The sequence below is a fragment of the Nocardia sp. XZ_19_231 genome (genome assembly GCF_015355705.1).
GTDB classification, from domain to species: Bacteria; Actinomycetota; Actinomycetes; order Mycobacteriales; family Mycobacteriaceae; genus Nocardia; species Nocardia salmonicida.
Window position 1 is genome coordinate 722,171 of sequence record NZ_JACUZI010000003.1, and the last position, 19,700, is coordinate 741,870.

At 67.8% G+C, this 19,700-nt stretch carries 17 protein-coding genes (1 of these 17 cut by a window edge); 9 read left to right on the forward strand and 8 right to left on the reverse strand.

Annotated elements, in window-relative coordinates; translation table 11 throughout:
- Positions 1-5,087: the start of a non-ribosomal peptide synthase/polyketide synthase gene (locus IBJ82_RS16475; protein WP_194826765.1), read on the reverse strand. The gene continues 38,704 nt to the left of window position 1, outside the view; the window shows 5,087 of its 43,791 coding nt (coding positions 1-5,087); its start codon is at positions 5,085-5,087; its stop codon lies off the left edge, out of view.
- A gap of 419 nt (positions 5,088-5,506) precedes the next feature.
- A complete protein-coding gene (cobM, locus tag IBJ82_RS16480; RefSeq protein ID WP_194826766.1) occupies positions 5,507-6,250 on the reverse strand; it encodes a precorrin-4 C(11)-methyltransferase in 744 nt (247 codons plus the stop codon).
- 92 nt (positions 6,251-6,342) lie between these two features.
- Between cobM and IBJ82_RS16485 the strand changes: the two genes are divergently transcribed.
- Both IBJ82_RS16485 and IBJ82_RS16490 read left to right on the forward strand, forming a co-directional pair.
- Positions 6,343-7,032: a DUF3105 domain-containing protein gene (locus tag IBJ82_RS16485; protein ID WP_194826767.1), complete on the forward strand. Its 690-nt coding sequence runs from the start codon at positions 6,343-6,345 to the stop codon at positions 7,030-7,032.
- A gap of 23 nt (positions 7,033-7,055) precedes the next feature.
- Complete coding sequence (locus tag IBJ82_RS16490; RefSeq protein WP_228537156.1) at positions 7,056-8,210, forward strand: TerD family protein; 1,155 nt, start codon at positions 7,056-7,058, stop codon at positions 8,208-8,210.
- Between the two features lie 11 nt (positions 8,211-8,221).
- Here the strand turns inward: IBJ82_RS16490 and IBJ82_RS16495 are convergent, their stop codons facing one another.
- The 3 genes from IBJ82_RS16495 to IBJ82_RS16505 are packed head-to-tail and all read right to left on the reverse strand — an operon-like array spanning position 8,222 to position 10,502.
- A complete protein-coding gene (locus tag IBJ82_RS16495) occupies positions 8,222-8,647 on the reverse strand; it encodes a PPOX class F420-dependent oxidoreductase (RefSeq protein ID WP_194826768.1) in 426 nt (141 codons plus the stop codon).
- 59 nt (positions 8,648-8,706) lie between these two features.
- Positions 8,707-9,324, reverse strand: a complete 618-nt coding sequence (locus IBJ82_RS16500; protein ID WP_194826769.1) for a response regulator transcription factor — start codon at positions 9,322-9,324, stop codon at positions 8,707-8,709.
- Complete coding sequence (locus IBJ82_RS16505; RefSeq protein WP_194827191.1) at positions 9,321-10,502, reverse strand: sensor histidine kinase; 1,182 nt, start codon at positions 10,500-10,502, stop codon at positions 9,321-9,323. The genes IBJ82_RS16500 and IBJ82_RS16505 overlap by 4 nt, the downstream gene beginning before the upstream one ends.
- Positions 10,503-10,632: 130 nt before the next feature.
- Here IBJ82_RS16505 and IBJ82_RS16510 point away from each other — a divergent pair, with 130 nt between their 5' ends.
- Complete coding sequence (locus IBJ82_RS16510; protein ID WP_194826770.1) at positions 10,633-11,673, forward strand: ABC transporter permease; 1,041 nt, start codon at positions 10,633-10,635, stop codon at positions 11,671-11,673.
- 85 nt (positions 11,674-11,758) lie between these two features.
- Entirely contained in the window at positions 11,759-12,472 is a 714-nt protein-coding gene (locus tag IBJ82_RS16515; RefSeq protein ID WP_194826771.1) for an ABC transporter ATP-binding protein, read from the forward strand.
- On the opposite strand, the gene IBJ82_RS16520 is transcribed toward IBJ82_RS16515, so the two are convergent.
- Both IBJ82_RS16520 and IBJ82_RS16525 read right to left on the reverse strand, forming a co-directional pair.
- Positions 12,465-12,884 carry a PIN domain nuclease gene (locus tag IBJ82_RS16520; protein WP_194826772.1) on the reverse strand — a complete coding sequence of 140 codons (420 nt, stop codon included), beginning with the start codon at positions 12,882-12,884 and terminating at the stop codon, positions 12,465-12,467. The genes IBJ82_RS16515 and IBJ82_RS16520 overlap by 8 nt on opposite strands.
- Complete coding sequence (locus tag IBJ82_RS16525; protein WP_101468427.1) at positions 12,881-13,090, reverse strand: type II toxin-antitoxin system VapB family antitoxin; 210 nt, start codon at positions 13,088-13,090, stop codon at positions 12,881-12,883. The genes IBJ82_RS16520 and IBJ82_RS16525 overlap by 4 nt, the downstream gene beginning before the upstream one ends.
- 107 nt (positions 13,091-13,197) lie before the next feature.
- Here IBJ82_RS16525 and IBJ82_RS16530 point away from each other — a divergent pair, with 107 nt between their 5' ends.
- Positions 13,198-13,590, forward strand: a complete 393-nt coding sequence (locus tag IBJ82_RS16530) for an NYN domain-containing protein (protein ID WP_194826773.1) — start codon at positions 13,198-13,200, stop codon at positions 13,588-13,590.
- Positions 13,591-13,651: 61 nt separating this feature from the next.
- Here IBJ82_RS16530 and IBJ82_RS16535 read toward each other — a convergent pair whose 3' ends face one another.
- Positions 13,652-14,251 (reverse strand): TetR/AcrR family transcriptional regulator, encoded by a 600-nt coding sequence (locus IBJ82_RS16535; protein WP_194826774.1) that lies wholly within the window; start codon positions 14,249-14,251, stop codon positions 13,652-13,654.
- Between the two features lie 88 nt (positions 14,252-14,339).
- Here IBJ82_RS16535 and IBJ82_RS16540 point away from each other — a divergent pair, with 88 nt between their 5' ends.
- Genes IBJ82_RS16540 through IBJ82_RS16555 form a run of 4 tightly spaced genes read left to right on the forward strand, consistent with a single transcriptional unit; the run spans position 14,340 to position 19,682 of the window.
- The gene (locus tag IBJ82_RS16540) at positions 14,340-15,947 is read left to right on the forward strand and encodes a carboxyl transferase domain-containing protein (protein ID WP_194826775.1); all 1,608 of its coding nucleotides are present in this window, start codon (positions 14,340-14,342) and stop codon (positions 15,945-15,947) included.
- 5 nt (positions 15,948-15,952) lie between these two features.
- Complete coding sequence (locus tag IBJ82_RS16545; protein ID WP_194826776.1) at positions 15,953-18,046, forward strand: acetyl/propionyl/methylcrotonyl-CoA carboxylase subunit alpha; 2,094 nt, start codon at positions 15,953-15,955, stop codon at positions 18,044-18,046.
- Complete coding sequence (locus tag IBJ82_RS16550; RefSeq protein WP_194826777.1) at positions 18,043-19,203, forward strand: acyl-CoA dehydrogenase family protein; 1,161 nt, start codon at positions 18,043-18,045, stop codon at positions 19,201-19,203. Before IBJ82_RS16545 ends, IBJ82_RS16550 begins: the two co-directional genes overlap by 4 nt.
- Entirely contained in the window at positions 19,200-19,682 is a 483-nt protein-coding gene (locus IBJ82_RS16555) for a MaoC family dehydratase (protein ID WP_194826778.1), read from the forward strand. Before IBJ82_RS16550 ends, IBJ82_RS16555 begins: the two co-directional genes overlap by 4 nt.
- The last annotated feature ends 18 nt before the right edge of the window (positions 19,683-19,700 follow it).

The window sequence follows — 19,700 nt, forward strand, 5'->3', positions numbered from 1 at the left end:
GCATCGGAGATGTAGTCGAGGTCGAGGTCGTCGACCACCAGCCAGCTCACCGAATCGGGCAGCTCGCCTGCTTCCCCGGTGACCGTGATACCCACGGACACACCGGCATCGGCGATCATGTGGGCGATGCGGTCGGCCGGGTAGTTCGGGTCGACGGGCACGAACGCGGCGCCGGTCTTGGCGACCGACCACACCGCAAGCACCGACTCCAGCGAACGCGGCACAGCCACGGCCACGAAGTCCTCGGCGCCGAGACCCTGCTGGATCAGCAAGCGCGCCAACTGGTTCGAGCGCCGATCGAGTTCACCGTAGGAGACAGCTGTCCCCTCGAACACCACGGCGGTCGATTCGGTGTCGCGGGCGGCCTGGGCGATGAGCTGCGGCAGGGTGCGCGCCACTGCGGCGGGAGCGCCGAAGCGGGTGACCAGGTCGGTGCGTTCGGCGGCGTCGAGCACGTCGATCGCGCCGACGGTGACGGCCGGGTCGGCCAGGATCGCGTCGAGCACGCGGCGCCAGCGCAACAGCAGCTCTTCGACGGTCGACTGGTCGAACAGGTCGATGGCGTAGGTGAGCACGCCGGTCATGCCCGACAGCGAGCCGGTGCCGGTGTGCTCCTCGGTCAGCGTCCACTGCAGGTCGAACTTGGCCATGTCGACCTCGACCTCGTCGGCCGTGACCGTGAGACCGGGCAGCTCGAGGGTGCCGTGCGACATCTCCTGGAACGACAGCACCACCTGGAACAGCGGGTGCCGGGCCTGCGAGCGCGACGGATTGAGCACGTCGACGAGCCGCTCGAAGGGCACGTCCGCGTTGGCGAACGCGCTCAGGTCGGTTTCGCGTGTGCGGGTGAGGAATTCGGTGAACGGCTGGGTGGGGTCGACGTCGGAACGCAACACCAGGGTGTTGACGAACATGCCGATCAGGTCGTCCAGCGCCTGCTCACCACGGCCGGCGATCGGGGTGCCGACGGCGATGTCGGTGGTGCCCGACAGGCGCGCGAGCAGCACAGCCAGGGAGGCGTGCACCACCATGAACAGGGTGACGCCGTTGGCGCGGGCCACGGCGGCGAGCTGTTCGTGGGTGTCGGCGTCGATCTCGAATCCGACGCGCGCGCCACGGAAACTCTGCTGCTGCGGGCGCGGGCGGTCGCTGGGCAGGTCGAGCTGGTCGGGCAGGCCATCGAGCGCGCGCTGCCAGTAGTCGAGCTGACGCGCGGCCATCGAGGTCGGGTCGGACTCGGCGCCGAGCAGATCGTGCTGCCACTGGGTGTAGTCGCGGTACTGGACCGGCAGCGGCAGCCAGGCCGGGGCCTCGCCCGCGGCACGGGCCAGGTAGGCGGTGGCGACGTCGCGGGCCAGCGGGCCGAAGGAGAAGCCGTCGGCCGCGATGTGGTGGACGACGAAGGCGACCGCGTATTCCGGTGTGCCCGCGCCGTGACCGGCGGGCTCGGAGGCGGTAGCGGAGCGTGACCACGCAGAGCCCTCGGGAGCGGCGCCGTTGGACTCGGCCGTTCCGCCGACTATTTTGAAGATCTGCACGCGGATGGGCAGTTCCAGGGTGACGTCGAAGCCGGTGGAGGCGAAGTCGATCAGTTCCTCGCGCAGGCGCGACTGGTCGATCGGAGTCACCGCGATGCCGAGATCGAATTCGTCGGCGCCGAGCACCCGCTGGAAGCCGCCGTCGGCGTCGGGGAAGATCGTGCGCAGCGATTCCTGGCGCACCACAACATCATTGAGCGCGGCGATCAGGGCGTCGACATCGACGCGACCCTTCATCTGCACCACGAAGGGCAGGTTGTAGGTGGGCGCGGTGGGGTCGAACTGGTTGATGAACCACATCCGCTGCTGGGCCAGCGACAGCGGGACCTGTTCGGGATGGGGCTGCGCCACCAGCTGCGGACGCGTGGCTGAAACATCTGCGGGCGTAGCGGATTCGACCCGCGAGGCGAGTCCGGCCACGGTCGGGGTCTCGAACAGCGCGCGCACGCCGAGCTGGATGCCGAACGCGGCGCCGATGCGGGCGACGACCTGGGTGGCGACCAGCGAGTTGCCACCGAGTTCGAAGAAGTTGTCGTCGGCGCCGACCCGTTCCTGGCTCAGCACGTCGGCGAAGATGCCGGCCACGATCTGTTCGGCCGGGGTGCGCGGTGCACGGAAATCGCCTGCGGCGGCGGTGAAGACGGGCTCGGGCAGTGCCTTGCGGTCGAGCTTGCCCGAGGTGTTGAGCGGGAACGCGTCGAGCACCATGATCGACGCGGGGACCATGTAGGCGGGCAGCTTCTCGGACACGAAGCGGGTCAGCGTCGCCGGGTCGGCGGACTGGCCCGGCGACGGCACGATGTAGGCCACGAGCTGCTGGCCGGTCGCGGTATCGACCACGAGGACCGCGGCCTGGCTGACGCTCGGGTGCGCGAGCAGGTCGGTTTCGATCTCACCGAGCTCGATGCGCTGACCACGGAACTTCACCTGGAAGTCGGTGCGGCCGATGTATTCCAGCACGCCGTCGGCGTTCCAGCGCACCAGGTCACCGGTGCGGTACATGCGCTCGCCGGGGGCGCCGACGGGGTTGGCGACGAAGCGATCCGAGGTCAGGTCGGGGCGGCCACGGTAGCAGCGGGCCAGCTGACGACCGGCCAGATACAGCTCACCCGGCGCGCCGATCGCGGCCGGTCGCAGCCGCGAATCCAGTACGTAGACTTCGACATTCCACTCGGGGATACCGATCGGCACCTGGGTGGTGTCGGCTTCGGTGGCCTCCCAGTAGGTGACCGAGACCGCTGCCTCGGTGGGGCCGTAGAGGTTGTGCAGGCCGGCGTCGGAGATCGCGCGCAGACCTGCGGCGGTCTCGGGAGGCAGTGCTTCACCGATGACGAAAACCGCACGCAGCGTGGCGCATTGGGCCTGCGTCGCGTGGGAGACGAATACCGTGAGCATGGACGGGACGAAGTCCGTCACGGTGACGCCGTGGCGTTCGATCATGTCCGCGACGTAGAGCGGGTCGCGGTGGCCGTCGGGGCTCGCGATGACAAGTTTCGCGCCGACCATCAGCGGCAGGAAGTAGCCCCACAGCGACACGTCGAAGGTGGTCGCGGTCTTCTGCAGGTAGACGTCGTCGGCGGTCAACCGGTACTCGTCGAGCATCCACAGCTCTTGGTTGACGATCGCGTGGTGGGTGACCGCGACGCCCTTGGGGCGACCGGTGGAACCCGAGGTGTAGATGACGTAGGCCGTGTTGTCCGGGCGCAGCGGGGACAGGCGGTCGGCATCGGTGACAGGTGCGGCGTCGAAACTGGTCGTGTCGAGTCGATCGATCTCGACGCGGGCGACGGTGTCGGGCAGGTCGAGGTCGTCACCGGTGGTCGTCAGGACGCAGACCGGTGCCGCGGACTCGAGGATGTAGGCGGTGCGGTCGGCCGGATGGTCCGGGTCGATCGGCACGTACGCGCCACCGGCCCTGAGCACGGCGTGCATGCCGATGACCAGGTCGAGCGAACGGCGCATGCCGAGCGCTACGAGGGATTCCGGGCCGACGCCATCGGCGATCAGGAAGCGGGCCAGCCGGTTCACCTTCGCCGCGAACTCGGCGTAGGTGAGGGTTTCGCCTTCGAAGTCGAGGGCGATGTTGTCCGGAGTGAGCAGGATCTGCGCGTCGAGCAGCGCGGGCAGCGTGGTGGCGGGGACCTCGTGGGCCGCGTCGTTCCAGTCGGTGAGCGAGCGTTCCAGCTCCGCGGTGCCGGTGACCGGCAGCTTCCAGACCGCGAGGTCGGCGTCGGCGGCCAGGAACCGGTCGAAGAACTCGAGGAACCGGCCGTGATGGGTCTGCGCGTCGGCGGCCGAGTACAGGTTCGGGTTGGTCTCGAAGTCGATGTGGGAGCGGGTGCCACCGTGCGACTGATAGAAGTTGACGCCCAGGTCCTCGATGCTGCCCGTGGACAGCACGTTGAGCGTGCCCTCCATGCCACCGAAGCTCAGGTGGTTGTCGAACAGCATGATGTTGACCCACGGGCCGAAGAACTCCGTGGAGACCATGCCGTCGCCCGCCGAATCACGGCGGATGTCCTCGTGGCGGTAGCGCTGGTGGCGCAGGGCGCCGGAGACCTCGGTGGTCACCGAACGCAGCAGCTGCGCGACGGTGGTGTCGTGGCCGACGCGCAAGCGCAGCGGCACGATGTTCGAGGTGGCGCCGCCGGAGCGACGCATCACCGCGGTGGTGCGAGCGGTGACCGGGAGACTGAGGATCACGTCCTCGGTGCCGGTGATCTGGGCCAGGTAGGCCGCGAAACCGGCGATCAGCAGCGGTGCGGCGGTGCTGTCGTGGCGGGCGATCGCCGCGGTGAGCAGCGCGTCCTGGGCCGTGCTCAGCGCCGCGCTGGTGACGTCGTTGACCGGCGAGGGCGGGGCCGAGCGGCCGGTGAGGCTGCTGCCCTCTTCCAGACCCGCTACGCGCTGGGCCCAGTGCTCTTTGTCGGACTGGAAACGGGTGCTGTCGCGGTAGACGAGCTCGGACTCGTGGAGAGTGCGCAGATCGGTGGCTTTGTTCGGCGGGGCCGGGGTGCCGGTGACCTCGGCGGTATAGAGCTCCGCCGTGCGGTTGACGAAGTTGTTGGCGCCGAAACCGTCGAGCACGATGTGGTGGACGCGGGCATACCAGTACCAGCGATCGTCACTGAGCTGCAGCGCGGCGGCCTGGACGAGGCGGTCGCGAACGATGTCGAGCGGGCGGCTGTACTCGGCGCGCATCCAGGCGGCCGCGGCCGCTTCGGGATCGGCTTCGCCACGCACGTCGACATAGATCAGCGTCGCGTCCTGGGTGGGATCGACCGTCTGCATCGGCTCACCATCGACCTCGACGATGCGCAACCAGCCCGATTCGATGTCGGTGGCCGCGTCGGCACTCGCACGCTCCAGCGCGGCGACATCGAGGCGTCCGCGCAGGTCGACGTACTGGGCGATATTGATCGGCACCTGTGGGTCGACGTGCTGCGCGTACCAGATACCCAGCTGTGCGGGCGAGAGCGGGAAGTACTCCGAGGAGCCTCCACGTCCGTCACCAGTTTCGCCGTTTCCGCCGAAATCCAGCCGGTCCAACCCAAACCTCGCTTCCGGAACACCCGGTCAGGCGCTCCCCGACGACACCGGAACGCGAGCGCCCACCTAACTACCAGCGTGGCGCCCGCGTCTCGGGTTCAGTTCTCGAATCAATCAGGCAAAATGTCCATTGGCACTATCTGTCGCCCGGGTCGGTCTCGTTACACAGCCGAGACCATGCACCTGACCGTCCGGCCGCCAGCGCCGGTCTACTCGTCGCAAACCATCGCACCAATCTACCGGTGTGGCCGCCCCGCAACCAACCACCTCCATAGCTGGCAAGCATCGCCCCTGGTGAAACCGCCGGCCCTCGTTTGCTGACGCTTGTCCGCGTTCTCACATCCCTGGCTGACCACCGGCGCACCGGATGAACTGAGTGATGGCTCACACCGATCGGTCTGCTGTCGCGGCAGTGGGTGTTACCGGGCCCTGGCGGGGTCGTAGAGGTGCGACTGGGCGCAGTCGATGGATGTGGACAGCGCACGCCCGACCAGGATCACAGCGGCCTGCCGCAGGCCCGCGCCCTCCACCTGATCGGCGATGTCGGCCAGCGTGCCGCGCAGGACGAGTTGCTCGGGTTGGCTGGCGCGATAGACGACGGCGACTGGGCAGTCCGCACCGTATTCGGCGACCAGTTCCTCGGCCAGCACCCTGATCCGGGTGATGGCGAGATGGAGGACGAGGGTCGCGCCGGTGGCGGCGAAGTTCCTCAGGGCCTCACCTGCGGGCATCGCGGTGGAGCGGGCCTGGGTCCGGGTGAGTACAACCGACTGGACGACCTCGGGGACGGTCAGTTCGGTCCCGAGGGCCGCCGCGGCGGCCGCGTAGGCGGGGACTCCCGGGGTGATATCCCACGGCACGTTGCGAGCATCGAGTCTGCGGGTCTGCTCGGCGAGGGCCGAGTAGATGGAGGGATCGCCCGAACACAGCCGCGCCACGTCACGGCCCGCCTCGGTAGCGCGCACGAGGTGGTCGATGATCTGATCCAGATTCAGGTGCTGGGTGTCGATCATTTCGGTGTCGGGCGCGCAGTGCGCGAGAACCTCGGGATCGAGGTAGGTACCCGCGTAGAGGCAGACCGGACTGTCGCGCAGAAGCTCGACCGCTCGCACCGTGAGCAGGTCGGCGGCGCCGGGGCCTGCCCCGATGAAGTGCACAGTCATAGTCGGGAGTCTAGAAGTGCCCCCGCGACCGGGAGACAAGTAGGTTCTGTGTCGGATGGCAAGCGGCGGCGACGAGGAAACGGGGGTCCGCGATGCGGGTTTCGAGTAGGTCCGGTGGGGTGCGCGGCGCAGGCGCTTGCGCGGTGGTGCTCGTGGCCGCCACGCTGGCGACGGGGTGCTCGGCCGAGAAGGTCGTCGGTAGGGCCACCGCTACCGCGGACAGCTTCGCCCCGACCTCGGACAACCGTGACCCCTCGCTCCAGATTCCCGGCGTCGTCGTCACCGAGATCGCGCCGGGGCAGCAGCATGTGCGGCCGAACCAGCGAGTGGCCTACCCGTCGATCCCGCCGGTGGGCGGACCGCACGACGCGCAATGGGCGGCCTGCACCGGTGTCGTCTATGCGAAGGCCCTGCGCACCGAGAACGCGGTGCATTCGCTGGAGCACGGCGCGGTATGGATCGCCTACGACCCCGCGCAGGTGAGCGCGCAGGACCAGGCGACGCTGAGCGCGAAGGTGACCGACAGGCAGTACACCCTGATGTCGCCCATCCCCGACATGGACCACCCGATCTCGTTGCAGTCGTGGGGCCATCAACTCCCCCTCGACGACGTCACCGACGAACGTATCGACCAGTTCATCGTGGCCCTCCGCGAAAACCCTTACACCACTCCAGAAGTCGGCGCGACCTGCTCGTCCCCCCTCTTCGACCGCACCGATCCCCCGCCGTACGACCCGACCCCGCCCGGCCCCGACGCGGTTCCCATGTCGGGTATTCGGTAGTCGGACGAGAGCGGAGAACGACCATGGAGTTGGCCAAGGGTGCGAACACGCCGATCCCCGCGAGCGAGGTGCGGGTGACGGTAACTGCCGCGACACCAGTCGATATCGCCGCGCTGCTGCTCACCGCTGCCGGAAAAGTGCGCTCCGACAGCGATTTCGTCTTCTACAACCAACCGGTCGCACCCGGTGTCGAGGTCGTGACGCCCGATGCGATTCGAGTCGTCCTCGGGTCGGTGCCCCTCGACATCGAAAAGATCGTTCTCACTACCAGTCTCGACGGGACCGGACCAACCGACTGGGGCCAGGCCGGACCGATCCGGATCGCGGTGACCGACGCGGTGACCGACGCACTGCTGGCCACTTTCAGCCCGACCGGACTCGGACCGGAGACCGCGCTGATCGCCTGCGAGATCTACCGGCGCGATGGCGCATGGAAGGTCCGCGCTGTCGGTCAGGGGTACGCGCAGGGACTAGCCGGGATCGCAGGCGATTTCGGGATCACCGTCGACGATGAGCCGACCCCACCAGCCGCGCAACAACTTCCGACGCCACCTCCGGTAGCCCCCGCCGATCCGCCACAATTCGGTCGACCGACGGTCGACTTGTCCAAGGGCCACGTCACGCTGCGCAAGAACGAGACGGTATCGCTCACCAAGCAGGGCGCGCCGCCGCTCACGCGGGTGCGGATGGGGTTGGGGTGGGACCCGGCCACGCACGGCAGCAGGGTCGACCTCGATGCCTCTGTCATCGCCTACGACGACCGAGCGAAGAAACTGACCAACGTGTGGTTCCTGCGACGGGAGGCATTCGGCGGCGCCATCGCCCACTCCGGCGACAATCTGACCGGCGACGGTGACGGCGACGACGAGGTCATCACCGTCGACCTCACCGCGCTGCCGCCGGAGGTCCACGCCCTGGTGTTCACCGTGAACTCCTTCGCGGGCCACAAGTTCGATCAGGTCGGCCGCGCGCATTGCCGGCTGGTCGACGAACACACCGGCACCGAGTTGGTGCGTTTCGAGCTGTCGAAGGGCGAACCGACCACGGGGGTGTTCCTGGCGATGCTCACCCGTGCCGGGCACGGATGGAATATGACGGCCCTCGGCGAATATTCGAAAGGCGCGACCGTGCGAAAAATGGTCGATCCGGGCAAACAATTCGTGCTGTCGAGTCGCTAGTAGGCGAAGGCCTAACCGGTCATATCGAACTGCGCGATGATCTTGGTCGGCCGCACCCTGACCACGAGCTCACCGGCCACCCCATTGCGCTTACCGAACTCCTCCGCCTTGTCGGGCCCCATGTACCGGGCGGCGATGGCGGTAGCCGTGCGCACCAGCTCATCGAGGTCTTCGGACAGCGTGACCGTCCCCTGCACCTCGACCAGCGCGAACGGCGGTTCCTCGAGATCGACGCACACCGCGACGCGCGGATCACGCGCGAAAGCCCGCCCCTTGGCCGAGTTCTTGCCCGTATTGAAAACCAGCTCGTCACCTTCGACGATGAACCACACCGGCGTCACCAACGGACGCCCATCCGCGGCAGCGAACGCCACCTTGCCCGTCCGCGTTCCGTGGGACAGAAATTCGAGCACCTTGGGATCAGACAGAGAGGCCATGCACTCAGGGTAAACGCAGCGACGGAGGTGACGCCGAAGGTGAAAGTGCATGTCGACGGTCAGATCGCACCGCTTTCTCTAGCGGTCGCGACGGCGGAGGTGCGGGACTTGACGCCCAGTTTGGCGTAGATGTGGACGAGGTGGGACTTCACGGTGGTTTCGCTGAGGAACAGTTGTTTGGCGATGTCGCGGTTGGACAGGCCTGCGGCGACCAGGCGCAGGACTTCCACTTCGCGGGGGCTGAGGGTGGTGTCGGCTCGGCGGACTCTGGTCATCAGGCGGGAGGCGACGGTTGGGGAGAGGACGCTTTCGCCCGCGGCGGCGGCGCGGACGGCGGCGAGGAGTTCGGTGGGTGGGGTGTCTTTGAGGAGGTAGCCGACGGCGCCTGCTTCGATGGCGCCGAGGATATCGGCGTCGGTGTCGTAATTGGTGACGACGAGGACGTTCGGTGGGGTGGGGAGGGCGCGCAGGTCGGCGGTGGCGGAAGCGCCGGAGCGGCCGTCGCCGAAACGCAGGTCCATGAGGACCAGATCGACGGGGGTAGCGGCGCAAAAAGCCACTGCCGCATCGGCATCGGCGACATCGCCGACGACGGTGATGTCGGCGGCGGCGTCGAGCAGCGCGCGAAGGCCCGCACGGACGATGGCGTGGTCGTCGGCGAGGAGAAGGCGGATCATGAGGCCGCTCCGAGCGGGAAGGACACCGTCACGGCGGTATGGCCGGGTTCGGATTCGACGGTCATCGCACCGCCCTGTTGCTCGACGCGACTGCGCATGGCGGCGAGGCCGAACGCGCCGGATCGAGGGTGGCGCAACATATCCGGTTCGATCCCGATCCCATCGTCGACGATGTCCAAGTGCGCGTCGGTGTCGCCGTAGGTGAGGGTGACCCGCATGCGCTCAGCCTGCGCGTGCTGGACCACATTGGCCACCGCACTCTGCGCGATCCGCACCAGCGCCGCCTCGACCGGCATCGACAGTCGTTCCGGTTCACCCTCGACGAGTAGCTGCGTGGTCAGTGTCGGCGACTGCGCGCGAAGGCAGATACGTTCCAGCGCTTCGGCGAGCGATTGTCCGTCCAGCGCGGCGGGCGACAATTCGTCGATGAGCCTTCGGGTTTCGGCCAGATCTTCGGCGGCGGTCTCGCGCGCGAGCCGAATACGGTCCAGCGCAGGATGATCCGGCGCGGCCTGCTCGGCGGCGTGCAGGAGTAGTTGGATACTGCTCAACCCCTGGGCGACGGTGTCGTGGATTTCCTTGGCCAGGCGTTCACGCTCGGCGAGCTTGCCCGCGGTCCGTTCCTGTTCCGCGAGAATCGCTCTGGTGCCGATCAATTCGTCGATCAATCGCTCCCGTTCGACCGCCTCACGATGCAGGGCCTGATAGCCGAGCCCGATTCCGATCGCTACCAACGCGCCGAGAACCGGCCCCACCACCGCGCCCGCGGACCAACCACGATGGACCGCGAACCCGAGTACACCGATGGCCGTCGCCGAGACCACCGCGACCAGACCCCACGGCCGTGGCAGCAGGTGCAGGTAGACGAAGAACAGCCCGAACGCCAGGTAGACCGCATCGGGGGTGAGCGCGAGCAAGACCAGCCACAGCACGGTCAACGCCGCCAGCCACACCCACACCGCCCCATCGGGAACCGTCCGCGAACGCGAGCGAGGGAACTCGGTCCCCGCGAAATAGACCAGCAACCACACCACCGTCAGCGCGACCACCGCGATTCCGTGACCGCCGCCGTCGGGCAGCAACGCACGCACCGCGACCACCACCGCCAGCACCGTCACCAGCACATGCAGGCCGAGGCGCAGGGTGGTGACCACCGGGGTCAGGGGGGACGAGTGCACGTCGACCAGCTTATGTGCGGCAACCACACGGGCATCCATCGAAAGATGTAAACGCCGCCAGACCTTGGATGGACGGCGTTTCGTGCGCCGGTGCGATGGCGTCGACAGGCGAGATCGACAGAGTGGAGTCATGTTCGTCGCACTCCGAGATCTGCGAGCCGCCCTTGGCCGCTTCCTGCTCATCACCACCGTCGTGCTGTTGGTGGCGGTGCTGGTGAGCTTCCTCAGCGGTCTCACCGCCGGGCTCGCGCACCAGAACATCTCCGCGGTCCAGGGCATCGACGCCGACCAGGTGGTTTTCGCCGAGACCGGGGCCGATCCGACTTTCGATTCGTCGGTGCTCACCGAGCAGCAGATCGAGCAGTGGAAATCGGCGGACGCTACCCCGATCGGCATCTCACGCACGAGGGCCGAGCACGTCGGCGCCGGCCCGACTCAGGTCGCGTTGTTCGGCGGCGACCCGTCGGCGTTCAGCAATCGTCCTGCTACCGCTCCCGGCGCCGTGGTGCTGAGTTCGGCGGCGGCTCGTGAGCTGTCGGCGGGTACCGGTGACGTCGTGCTGCTGGCGGGCCACGAGTTCACCGTCGCCGACGTAGCCGACGACGAGTGGTACAGCCACACCCCCGTGATCTGGACGAGCATGCAGGACTGGCAGGCAGCCAGCCCGCGCGCCGGTGCCGCGACCGTGCTGGCGGTGACCGGCGATGTCCCCAGTGGCCTCGACGCCGAAGCCGGAACGCACTCGCTGCCCGCGAAAGATGCCGTCCAGGCGATCGGCTCATACCAGGCCGAGAACAGCTCACTCACCCTGATGACCGTGCTGCTGTTCGCCATCTCCGCGCTGGTGATCGGCGCCTTCTTCACGGTCTGGACCGTGCAGCGCCAACCCGACATCGCCACCTTGAAGGCTCTCGGCGCGACCACCGGCTCACTGGTTCGCGATGCCCTCGCCCAGGCCGCGATCGTCCTGACCGCGGGCGTCACGGCGGGCCTCGCGATCACCGCCCTCGCTTCGTTGTTCCTCGGCGAGGCAATGCCTTTCGTGCTCAGCCCCGCGACGACCCTGGTCCCCGCGCTGGCCTTGATCGTCCTCGGCCTCGCCGGCGCCGCTGTCGCCCTGCGCTTCCTGTTCACCACCGACCCGCTGACCGCGCTCGGCGCGAGCCGCTGACTAACCCGTGACGACCGTCGCCCGCACCGATGCCGCAGTCGCGCAGCCGATCCCGCGCACCGGGCGACCAACCGAAGGATCCACTGTGGCAATCACTCTCACCGACGTGACCCTCACCTACCCCGACGGCACAGACCGTCTCACCGCCCTCGACCGAGTGAACATGCACGTCCCCGGCGGCACCATCGCCGCGGTGACCGGCGCGTCCGGATCAGGAAAGTCGAGCCTGCTCGCCGTCGCCGCGACCCTGATCCGGCCCGATTCGGGCACGGTCATTCTCGAAACTGATTCGGCCACTACAGATCTGGCTACGCTGAGCCGCCGAGCCGCCGCCGCAGCCCGCCGGACCTCGATGGGCATCGTCTTCCAACAACCGAATCTCATCCCGTCCCTTACCGCCGTCGAGCAGCTGGAAGTGACCGCCCACCTCGGTGGCCCGAAGCGGGCATCGCGTAGTGAAACCACCTCCCGCGCAAAGGAACTACTCGAAGCGGTAGGTCTGACCGAACAAGCTCACAAACGTCCCGCCCAGCTCTCCGGCGGCCAACGCCAGCGCGTCAACATCGCCAGAGCCCTGATGAACGACCCCGCCCTGCTCGTGGTCGACGAACCCACCAGCGCGCTGGATTCCGAACGCGGCGCCGCGATCATCGACCTGATCACCACCATCGCCCGCGAACACCGCGCCGCCACCATCCTGGTAACCCATGACCCGACCCACCTGCACCGCATGGACGCGGTCTACCGCATGACCGACGGCACGCTGTCCAGACTGGAAGTGCCGAGCGAGGTCAGCTGACGGTACCCGGCGGCGCGATCCATTGGGTGGACTGACCGGTTGCTTTGGCAACGGCCTCGAAGTCGTGGTCATAGTGCAGGATCGTGATGCGATTCGCCTCCGCGGTGGCCGCGATCACCAGGTCCGCTGCACCGGCGCTGCGATGCTGCCCCTGTTCGGTGAGCAACTGCTGAACCTCATGCGCCCGGGTCCACACACTGTCGGGCGTGGGTGCCCAGCCGAAAAGTTCGCCGAGAAGCTTCTTCTTTCGCAATCGGTCGGCGAGTGACGTTGCGCCGTAGAGGAGTTCGAGCTCCACTACGTCGCACACCGCGACCGCTCCCGCTGTCACAGTCTCCTGCCACGCCTGTTTGACGGCCGGATTCGCGATGAATCTGACGGCGGCGGAGGTATCGATCAAATAGCTGATCACGCTCGGTAATTGGACTTGTCGAGCAGCACATCGAAGTCGCCCTGCTCCGCCATCTCGGCAAGGCTGTTCAACGCCCGCACCCGCTTGAGTCGCTTGGCGACCTCAGCGAGTGCCGCGTTGACGGTTTCCTTCTTCGTCGATGTTCCGAGAAGTTGCTGTGCCTCCGCGAGCGCTTCGTCGTCGACGTCGATCAGTAGCTTGGACACTTCCCCACCTAACATTGACGTTATATACAGCCTCTATAGATCATATATCAAGATGGCGACCCGGTGCGCCATCTCGCCCGCGGCAGACTGCGCGGCAGACTGGAGCGATGAGCGATCCGAGGCATCTCATCGTGGTGGATGCGGCCAATGTCATCGGCTCGCGCCCCAACGGTTGGTGGAAGGACCGCGCGGGTGCCGCGCGCAGGCTTCTCGCCGACATGGCGGACCTGACGACCCGTCTGCCCGAGACCACAGAAGTCACCGTCGTCCTCGAAGGCGCGGCCAAAGTCGCCGCCGACGGCGCCGAACCCTCCGCGCCACGGATGAAGGTGGTTCTCGCCGACCGCTCGGGCGACGACAAGATCGTCGATGTGGTCGCCGAGACCGATTCCCACGAACAGATCACCGTCGTCACCGCCGACCGCGAACTCCGCACCCGAGTAGCAGCCCACGGCGCCGAATCCGTAGGCCCCGGCTGGCTGTGGAGCCAGCTCGGCTGACCGCACGCCGAGGCTGGTCGCGGATCCGATCGGCGACTAGCCCACGCACGTAAAGCGCGAACTAGTCGGCCGACAGCGCCGCCAACGCCATCTGACGAAGCACCGGCCGGGCCCTCGACGCACTCGCCGCGGACGCGCTGTGCGGGGTGGAGTTGATCAGGCCGAAGGCGGCGTGAGCCTGAATGCGGGCGGCCTCCTCGGGGAGACCGGGGTTCAGTTCGCGCAGGACACCTACCCAGATCTCGACGTATTGGCGCTGGGTGCGGCGCAAGATCCGGCGGTCGTTGGCGGGCACGTTGTCGAGGTCGCGGTCCTGGATGCGGATGAGTTCGGGATTACCGAAGGCGAAGTCGAGGTGGAAGTCGACCAGGGCCGTCAGCGCTGTGGCGGCCGACGGTGATTCGTCGACGACGGCGCGACCGCCCGAGAGCAGGCGCTCACTGATGCCGACCAGGAGTTCGACCAGCAGTGCCTCTTTGTTCGCGAAGTGGCGGTAGACGGCGGGGCCGCTGATGCCGACCGCCGCGCCGAGGTCGTCCAGGCGCACGCCGAAGAAGCCGCGGTCGGCGATGAGACGGGCGCCCGCGGCGAGCAACTGTTCGCGACGCTGAGCTTTGAGTTGCTCGCGCCGGGTCACCTGGACAGGCTCGCTGGTCGACATTGTGGCCGCCCCCTCTGGACAACTTGGTTAGTGAAGATTAACCTGAATTTCAGTTATTAGCGATTAACCGAATGAGAGAATGGGCGCGATGACGGTTACGCACGAGACCGAAGACGGCACCGTGGCCGCGACGAGCAACCGGGATGCGCACGGCGCCCTGGTCGCGAATCTGCGACAGCGGCTGGCCACAGCCGCGCTCGGCGGTCCGCAGAAGTCGCGCGAACGCCACGTGGCCAGGGGCAAGCTGCTCCCCCGCGAGCGCGTCGACCAGTTGCTCGACCCCGGCAGCCCGTTTCTCGAACTGTCCCCACTGGCGGCCGACGGCATGTACGGCGACGAGTGCCCCGGCGCGGGCGTGATCGCGGGCATCGGCCGCATCGCGGGCCGCGAGTGCCTGATCCTGGCCAACGACGCAACGGTCAAGGGCGGTACCTACTACCCGATCTCGGTGAAGAAGCACCTGCGCGCGCAGGAGGTGGCCGCGCAGAACAACCTGCCTTGCGTGTACCTCGTGGACTCCGGCGGCGCCTTCCTGCCACACCAGGACGAGGTGTTCCCCGACCGCGAGCACTTCGGCCGCATCTTCTACAACCAGGCGAACATGAGCGCCAAGGGCATCGCCCAGATCGCGGCGGTGATGGGTTCGTGCACCGCCGGCGGCGCGTACGTGCCCGCGATGGCCGACGAGGCCGTCATCGTGCGCGACCAGGGCACCATCTTCCTCGGCGGTCCGCCGCTGGTGAAGGCGGCGACCGGCGAGATCGTCACCGCCGAGGACCTCGGCGGCGGCCTGCTGCATTCGCGCACCTCCGGTGTCACCGACCACCTGGCCGAGGACGACCGCGACGCACTGCGCATCGTCCGCAATATCGTCGCCACGCTCGGCCCGCGCCCCGAAGCGCCGTGGGAGGTACTGCCGAGCACCCCGCCCGCCAAGCCGGAGGACGAACTCTACGACGTGGTCCCCGTCGACCCGCGCACCCCCTATGACGTGCGCGAGGTCATCGACCGCATCGTCGACGGCGAGAGCGGCTTCCAGGAGTTCAAGGCCGAATACGGCAAGACCCTGGTCACCGGCTTCGCCCGCATCCACGGCCATCCCGTCGGCATCGTCGCCAACAACGGCGTGCTGTTCAGCGAATCCGCCATGAAGGGCGCGCATTTCATCGAACTGTGCGACAAGCGCAAGATCCCGCTGCTGTTCCTGCAGAACATCACCGGCTTCATGGTCGGGCGCGACTACGAGGCGGGCGGCATCGCCAAGCACGGCGCGAAGATGGTCACCGCCGTCGCGTGCGCGCGGGTGCCCAAGCTCACGGTCGTGATCGGCGGCTCCTACGGCGCGGGCAACTACTCCATGTGCGGGCGCGCGTATTCGCCTCGCTTCCTGTGGATGTGGCCCAACGCGCGCATCTCGGTGATGGGTGGCGAACAGGCCGCGTCCGTGCTGGCGACGGTGCGCGGCGATCAGCTCGACAACGCGGGCAAGCCGTGGTCGGCCGAGGATCAGGAGGCGTTCAAAGCCCCGATCCGTGAGCAGTACGAGACCCAGGGCAACCCCTACTACGCGAGCGCGCGCATTTGGGACGACGGCGTGATCGCCCCGGCCGACACCAGAACCGCGCTCGGCCTTGCCCTTTCGGTGTGCGCGCAAGCGCCGCTCGAACCCGTTTCCTACGGCGTCTTCCGGATGTGAGCGACATGCTGAACAAGAACCAACCCGTCGAATTCGACACCGTCCTGGTCGCCAACCGTGGCGAGATCGCGGTGCGAGTCATCAAGACCCTGCGCGCCATGGGTATTCGCTCGGTCGCGGTCTACAGCGACGCCGACGCCGACGCGCGCCACGTGCGTGAGGCCGATCTCGCGGTGCGGCTCGGGCCCGCGCCGGCGCGTGAGAGCTACCTGTCGATCGAGAAGGTCGTCGACGCCGCCGTTCGTTCCGGTGCACAGGCTGTGCATCCGGGTTATGGCTTCCTGTCGGAGAATTCGGCCTTCGCGGCAGCGCTGTCCGACGCGGGCATCGTGTTCCTGGGGCCGCCGGCCAAGGCGATCGAGGTGATGGGCGACAAGATCACCGCGAAGAAGACGGTGACGGCGTTCGGGGTTCCCGTGGTGCCCGGCATCGCCGAGCCCGGCCTGACCGATGACCAACTGATCGCCGCCGCAACGGAAATCGGCTACCCGGTGCTCGTGAAGCCCTCCGCCGGTGGCGGCGGCAAGGGCATGCGCCGAGTCGCCGACCCCGCCGATCTGCCTGCCGCGCTGGTGAGCGCCCGGCGCGAAGCCGGTGCGGCCTTCGGCGACGACACCCTGTTCCTCGAACGGTTCGTCAACCGGCCCCGTCACATCGAGGTGCAGGTCCTGGCCGACAAGTTCGGCAATGTGGTGCATCTGGGTGAGCGCGAATGCAGCTTGCAGCGCAGGCACCAGAAGGTGATCGAGGAAGCGCCGTCACCCCTGCTGGACGCGCAGACCAGAGCGCGGATCGGCACCGCCGCCTGCAATACCGCCCGCAGCGTGGACTACGTGGGCGCGGGCACCGTTGAGTTCATCGTCTCGGCCGACCAGCCGGACGAGTTCTTCTTCATGGAGATGAATACCCGTCTGCAGGTGGAACATCCGGTAACCGAGATGGTCACCGGCGTCGACCTGGTGGAGTGCCAGGTGCGGGTGGCCGCGGGCCAGAAGCTGGTGCGCACCCAGGACGAGATCCACCTCGTCGGGCACGCCATCGAGGCGCGCGTCTACGCGGAGGACCCGAGCCGCGGGTTCCTGCCGACCGGCGGCACCGTGCTCGCGCTGTCGGAGCCGGAAGGCGCTGGCGTGCGGGTGGATTCGGGCCTGTCGGTAGGCACCGTGGTCGGCAGTGACTACGACCCGATGCTGTCGAAGGTGATCGCACGGGGCAACACGCGCGCCGAAGCACTCGCCGCGCTGGACCGCGCACTGGAACAGACTGTGCTGCTCGGGGTTACGAGCAATATCGAGTTCCTGCGGTTCCTGCTCGCCGACGACGACGTACAGGCGGGCCGTCTCGACACGGCGCTGCTGGATCGGCGCGTCGCCGACTTCGTGACCGCCGAGGTCACCGACGCCGAATTCATCGCCGCCGCGACACATCACTGGCTGCGACGCTGGCCCGCCACCGGTGGCGATCCCTGGGCGACCCCCTCGGGATGGCGCCTCGGCACACCGGCCCCGACCTCGATCAGACTGTCCGCGGGCGAGCAGGTACGCCACGTTTTCATCGCGGGCAGACCGGCTTCGGCGACGGTCTGGCTCGACGAGCCGGGGGCCGAGGTTTCGACATCGAGCGAGCTCGCGCTGCACACACTCACCGCCACTGTCACGGCCGAGGGTCTCGCAGCGACTCTCGACGGACTGCGCCGCACCTACCGCATCGCCGAGGCCGACGGTCAGCTGTGGGTGAGCCACGACGGCGCCCTCGCTGTCCTGCGCGAGGTCGCCGAGGCGAGCGTGCGTGGCGATGTCGCCCACGTCGGTGACGCCGAGATCCGCAGTCCCATGCCGGGTTCGGTGATCGCGACGCCGGTCGAGAACGGCGCGACCGTCGCCGTCGGTGATCCGGTGATCGTCATCGAGGCCATGAAGATGGAGCACGCGCTCACCGCGCCGGTGGCAGGCACTGTGGAGGTGCTCGCCGCTGCTGGCGCCCAGGTGAAGCTCGACCAGGTACTGGTGCGCGTCGTCGCCCATCCCGCAGAAACCGCGGCGGCCGATAGTGCCGCAGCAGAAACCGCCGAAACCGAGCGCGAAGGATCCCTCGCATGACCGACTACCTGTCCTCCGGTTCGCTGCCCGAGGAATATCGCCAACTCGCGCTGACCGTGCGCGACTTCGCCAACCAGGTCGTTGCGCCGGTGTCGGCGAAACACGATGCCGAACACAGCTTTCCGTACGAAGTCGTGGCGGGCATGGCCGAGATGGGACTGTTCGGCCTGCCGTTTCCCGAGGAGTTCGGCGGCATGGGCGGCGACTACTTCGCCCTGTGCCTGGCGCTCGAGGAACTCGGCAAGATCGATCAGAGCGTGGCGATCACCCTTGAGGCGGGTGTGTCGCTCGGCGCCATGCCGATCTACCGCTTCGGCAACGACAAGCAGCGCGCCGAATGGCTGCCGCAGCTCACCAGCGGCAAGGCCCTGGCGGGCTTCGGACTCACCGAACCCGACGCGGGCAGCGACGCGGGCGGCACCAGGACCACCGCCGTGCAGGACGGTGAGACCTGGGTGATCAACGGCAGCAAGCAGTTCATCACCAACTCCGGCACCGACATCACCCGGCTGGTCACCGTCACCGCGGTCACCGGGCAGTCCGGCGGCAAGAAGGAGATCTCCACCATCCTGGTGCCGACCTCCACACCAGGTTTCGTGGCCGAGCCCGCCTACAACAAGGTCGGCTGGAACGCTTCCGATACCCACCCGCTGAGCTTCACCGATGTGCGGGTGCCGCAGGAGAACCTGCTCGGCGAGCGCGGTCGCGGCTACGCCAACTTCCTGCGCATCCTCGACGAGGGCCGCATCGCCATCGCCGCGCTGGCCGTCGGCGCCGCGCAGGGCTGTGTCGACGAGAGCGTGCGCTACGCGGGCGAACGTCAGGCATTCGGGCAGGCGATCGGGCGCAATCAGGCCATCGCGTTCAAGATCGCCCGGATGGAGGCGCGGGCCCATGTCGCGCGCACCGCCTACTACGACGCCGCCGCGTTGATGCTGGCCGGTAAGCCGTTCAAGAAGGCCGCGTCGATCGCGAAGATGGTCGCCAGCGAGGCGGCGATGGACAACGCCCGCGACGCCACCCAGATCTTCGGCGGCAACGGGTTCATGAACGAATACCCGGTGTCGAGGCACTACCGTGACAGCAAGATCCTGGAAATCGGCGAGGGCACCACGGAGGTTCAGCTGATGCTGATCGCAAGGGAGCTGGGTCTGTGAGCGAGGAACGCCGGGTGGTCCAGCGTGGCCTGTGGTTCGAGGAGTTCGAGATCGGCACGATCTACGAGCACCGACCCGGCCGCACCATCACCGAGGCCGACAATGTCCTGTTCACCACGCTCACCATGAACACCCAGGCCCTGCACCTGGACGCGGCCTTCGCCGACGCGCAGCCCCCGTTCAACCAGCGCCTGGTGAACTCGATGTTCACGCTCTCTACCCTGGTCGGGCTCTCCGTCGCCCAGCTCACCCAGGGCACGCTGGTCGGCAACCTCGGCTTCTCCGAGATGACCACGCCCGCTCCGCTGTTCCACGGCGACACCATGTACGCCGAGACGATGGTCACCGACAAGCGCGAATCCAAGAGCCGCCCCGGCGAGGGCATCGTCAGCCTGGCGCACACCGCACGTAACCAGCACGGCGTGATCGTGGCAACGGCGGTACGCAAGACGTTGGTCCGCAAGGCGCCGACAGCATGAGCGACCGCCCCACGCATG

What these genes read in the sequence shown, in the direction of transcription:
- IBJ82_RS16530 (WP_194826773.1), top strand. Translation starts at nt 13,198, where the DNA reads ATGAGCGATCCGAGGCATCTCATCGTGGTGGATGCGGCCAATGTCATC.
- IBJ82_RS16535 (WP_194826774.1), bottom strand. Translation starts at nt 14,251, where the DNA reads ATGTCGACCAGCGAGCCTGTCCAGGTGACCCGGCGCGAGCAACTCAAA.
- IBJ82_RS16500 (WP_194826769.1), bottom strand. Translation starts at nt 9,324, where the DNA reads ATGATCCGCCTTCTCCTCGCCGACGACCACGCCATCGTCCGTGCGGGC.
- IBJ82_RS16510 (WP_194826770.1), top strand. Translation starts at nt 10,633, where the DNA reads ATGTTCGTCGCACTCCGAGATCTGCGAGCCGCCCTTGGCCGCTTCCTG.
- cobM (WP_194826766.1), bottom strand. Translation starts at nt 6,250, where the DNA reads ATGACTGTGCACTTCATCGGGGCAGGCCCCGGCGCCGCCGACCTGCTC.
- IBJ82_RS16485 (WP_194826767.1), top strand. Translation starts at nt 6,343, where the DNA reads ATGCGGGTTTCGAGTAGGTCCGGTGGGGTGCGCGGCGCAGGCGCTTGC.
- IBJ82_RS16490 (WP_228537156.1), top strand. Translation starts at nt 7,056, where the DNA reads ATGGAGTTGGCCAAGGGTGCGAACACGCCGATCCCCGCGAGCGAGGTG.
- IBJ82_RS16495 (WP_194826768.1), bottom strand. Translation starts at nt 8,647, where the DNA reads ATGGCCTCTCTGTCTGATCCCAAGGTGCTCGAATTTCTGTCCCACGGA.
- IBJ82_RS16550 (WP_194826777.1), top strand. Translation starts at nt 18,043, where the DNA reads ATGACCGACTACCTGTCCTCCGGTTCGCTGCCCGAGGAATATCGCCAA.
- IBJ82_RS16540 (WP_194826775.1), top strand. Translation starts at nt 14,340, where the DNA reads ATGACGGTTACGCACGAGACCGAAGACGGCACCGTGGCCGCGACGAGC.
- IBJ82_RS16545 (WP_194826776.1), top strand. Translation starts at nt 15,953, where the DNA reads ATGCTGAACAAGAACCAACCCGTCGAATTCGACACCGTCCTGGTCGCC.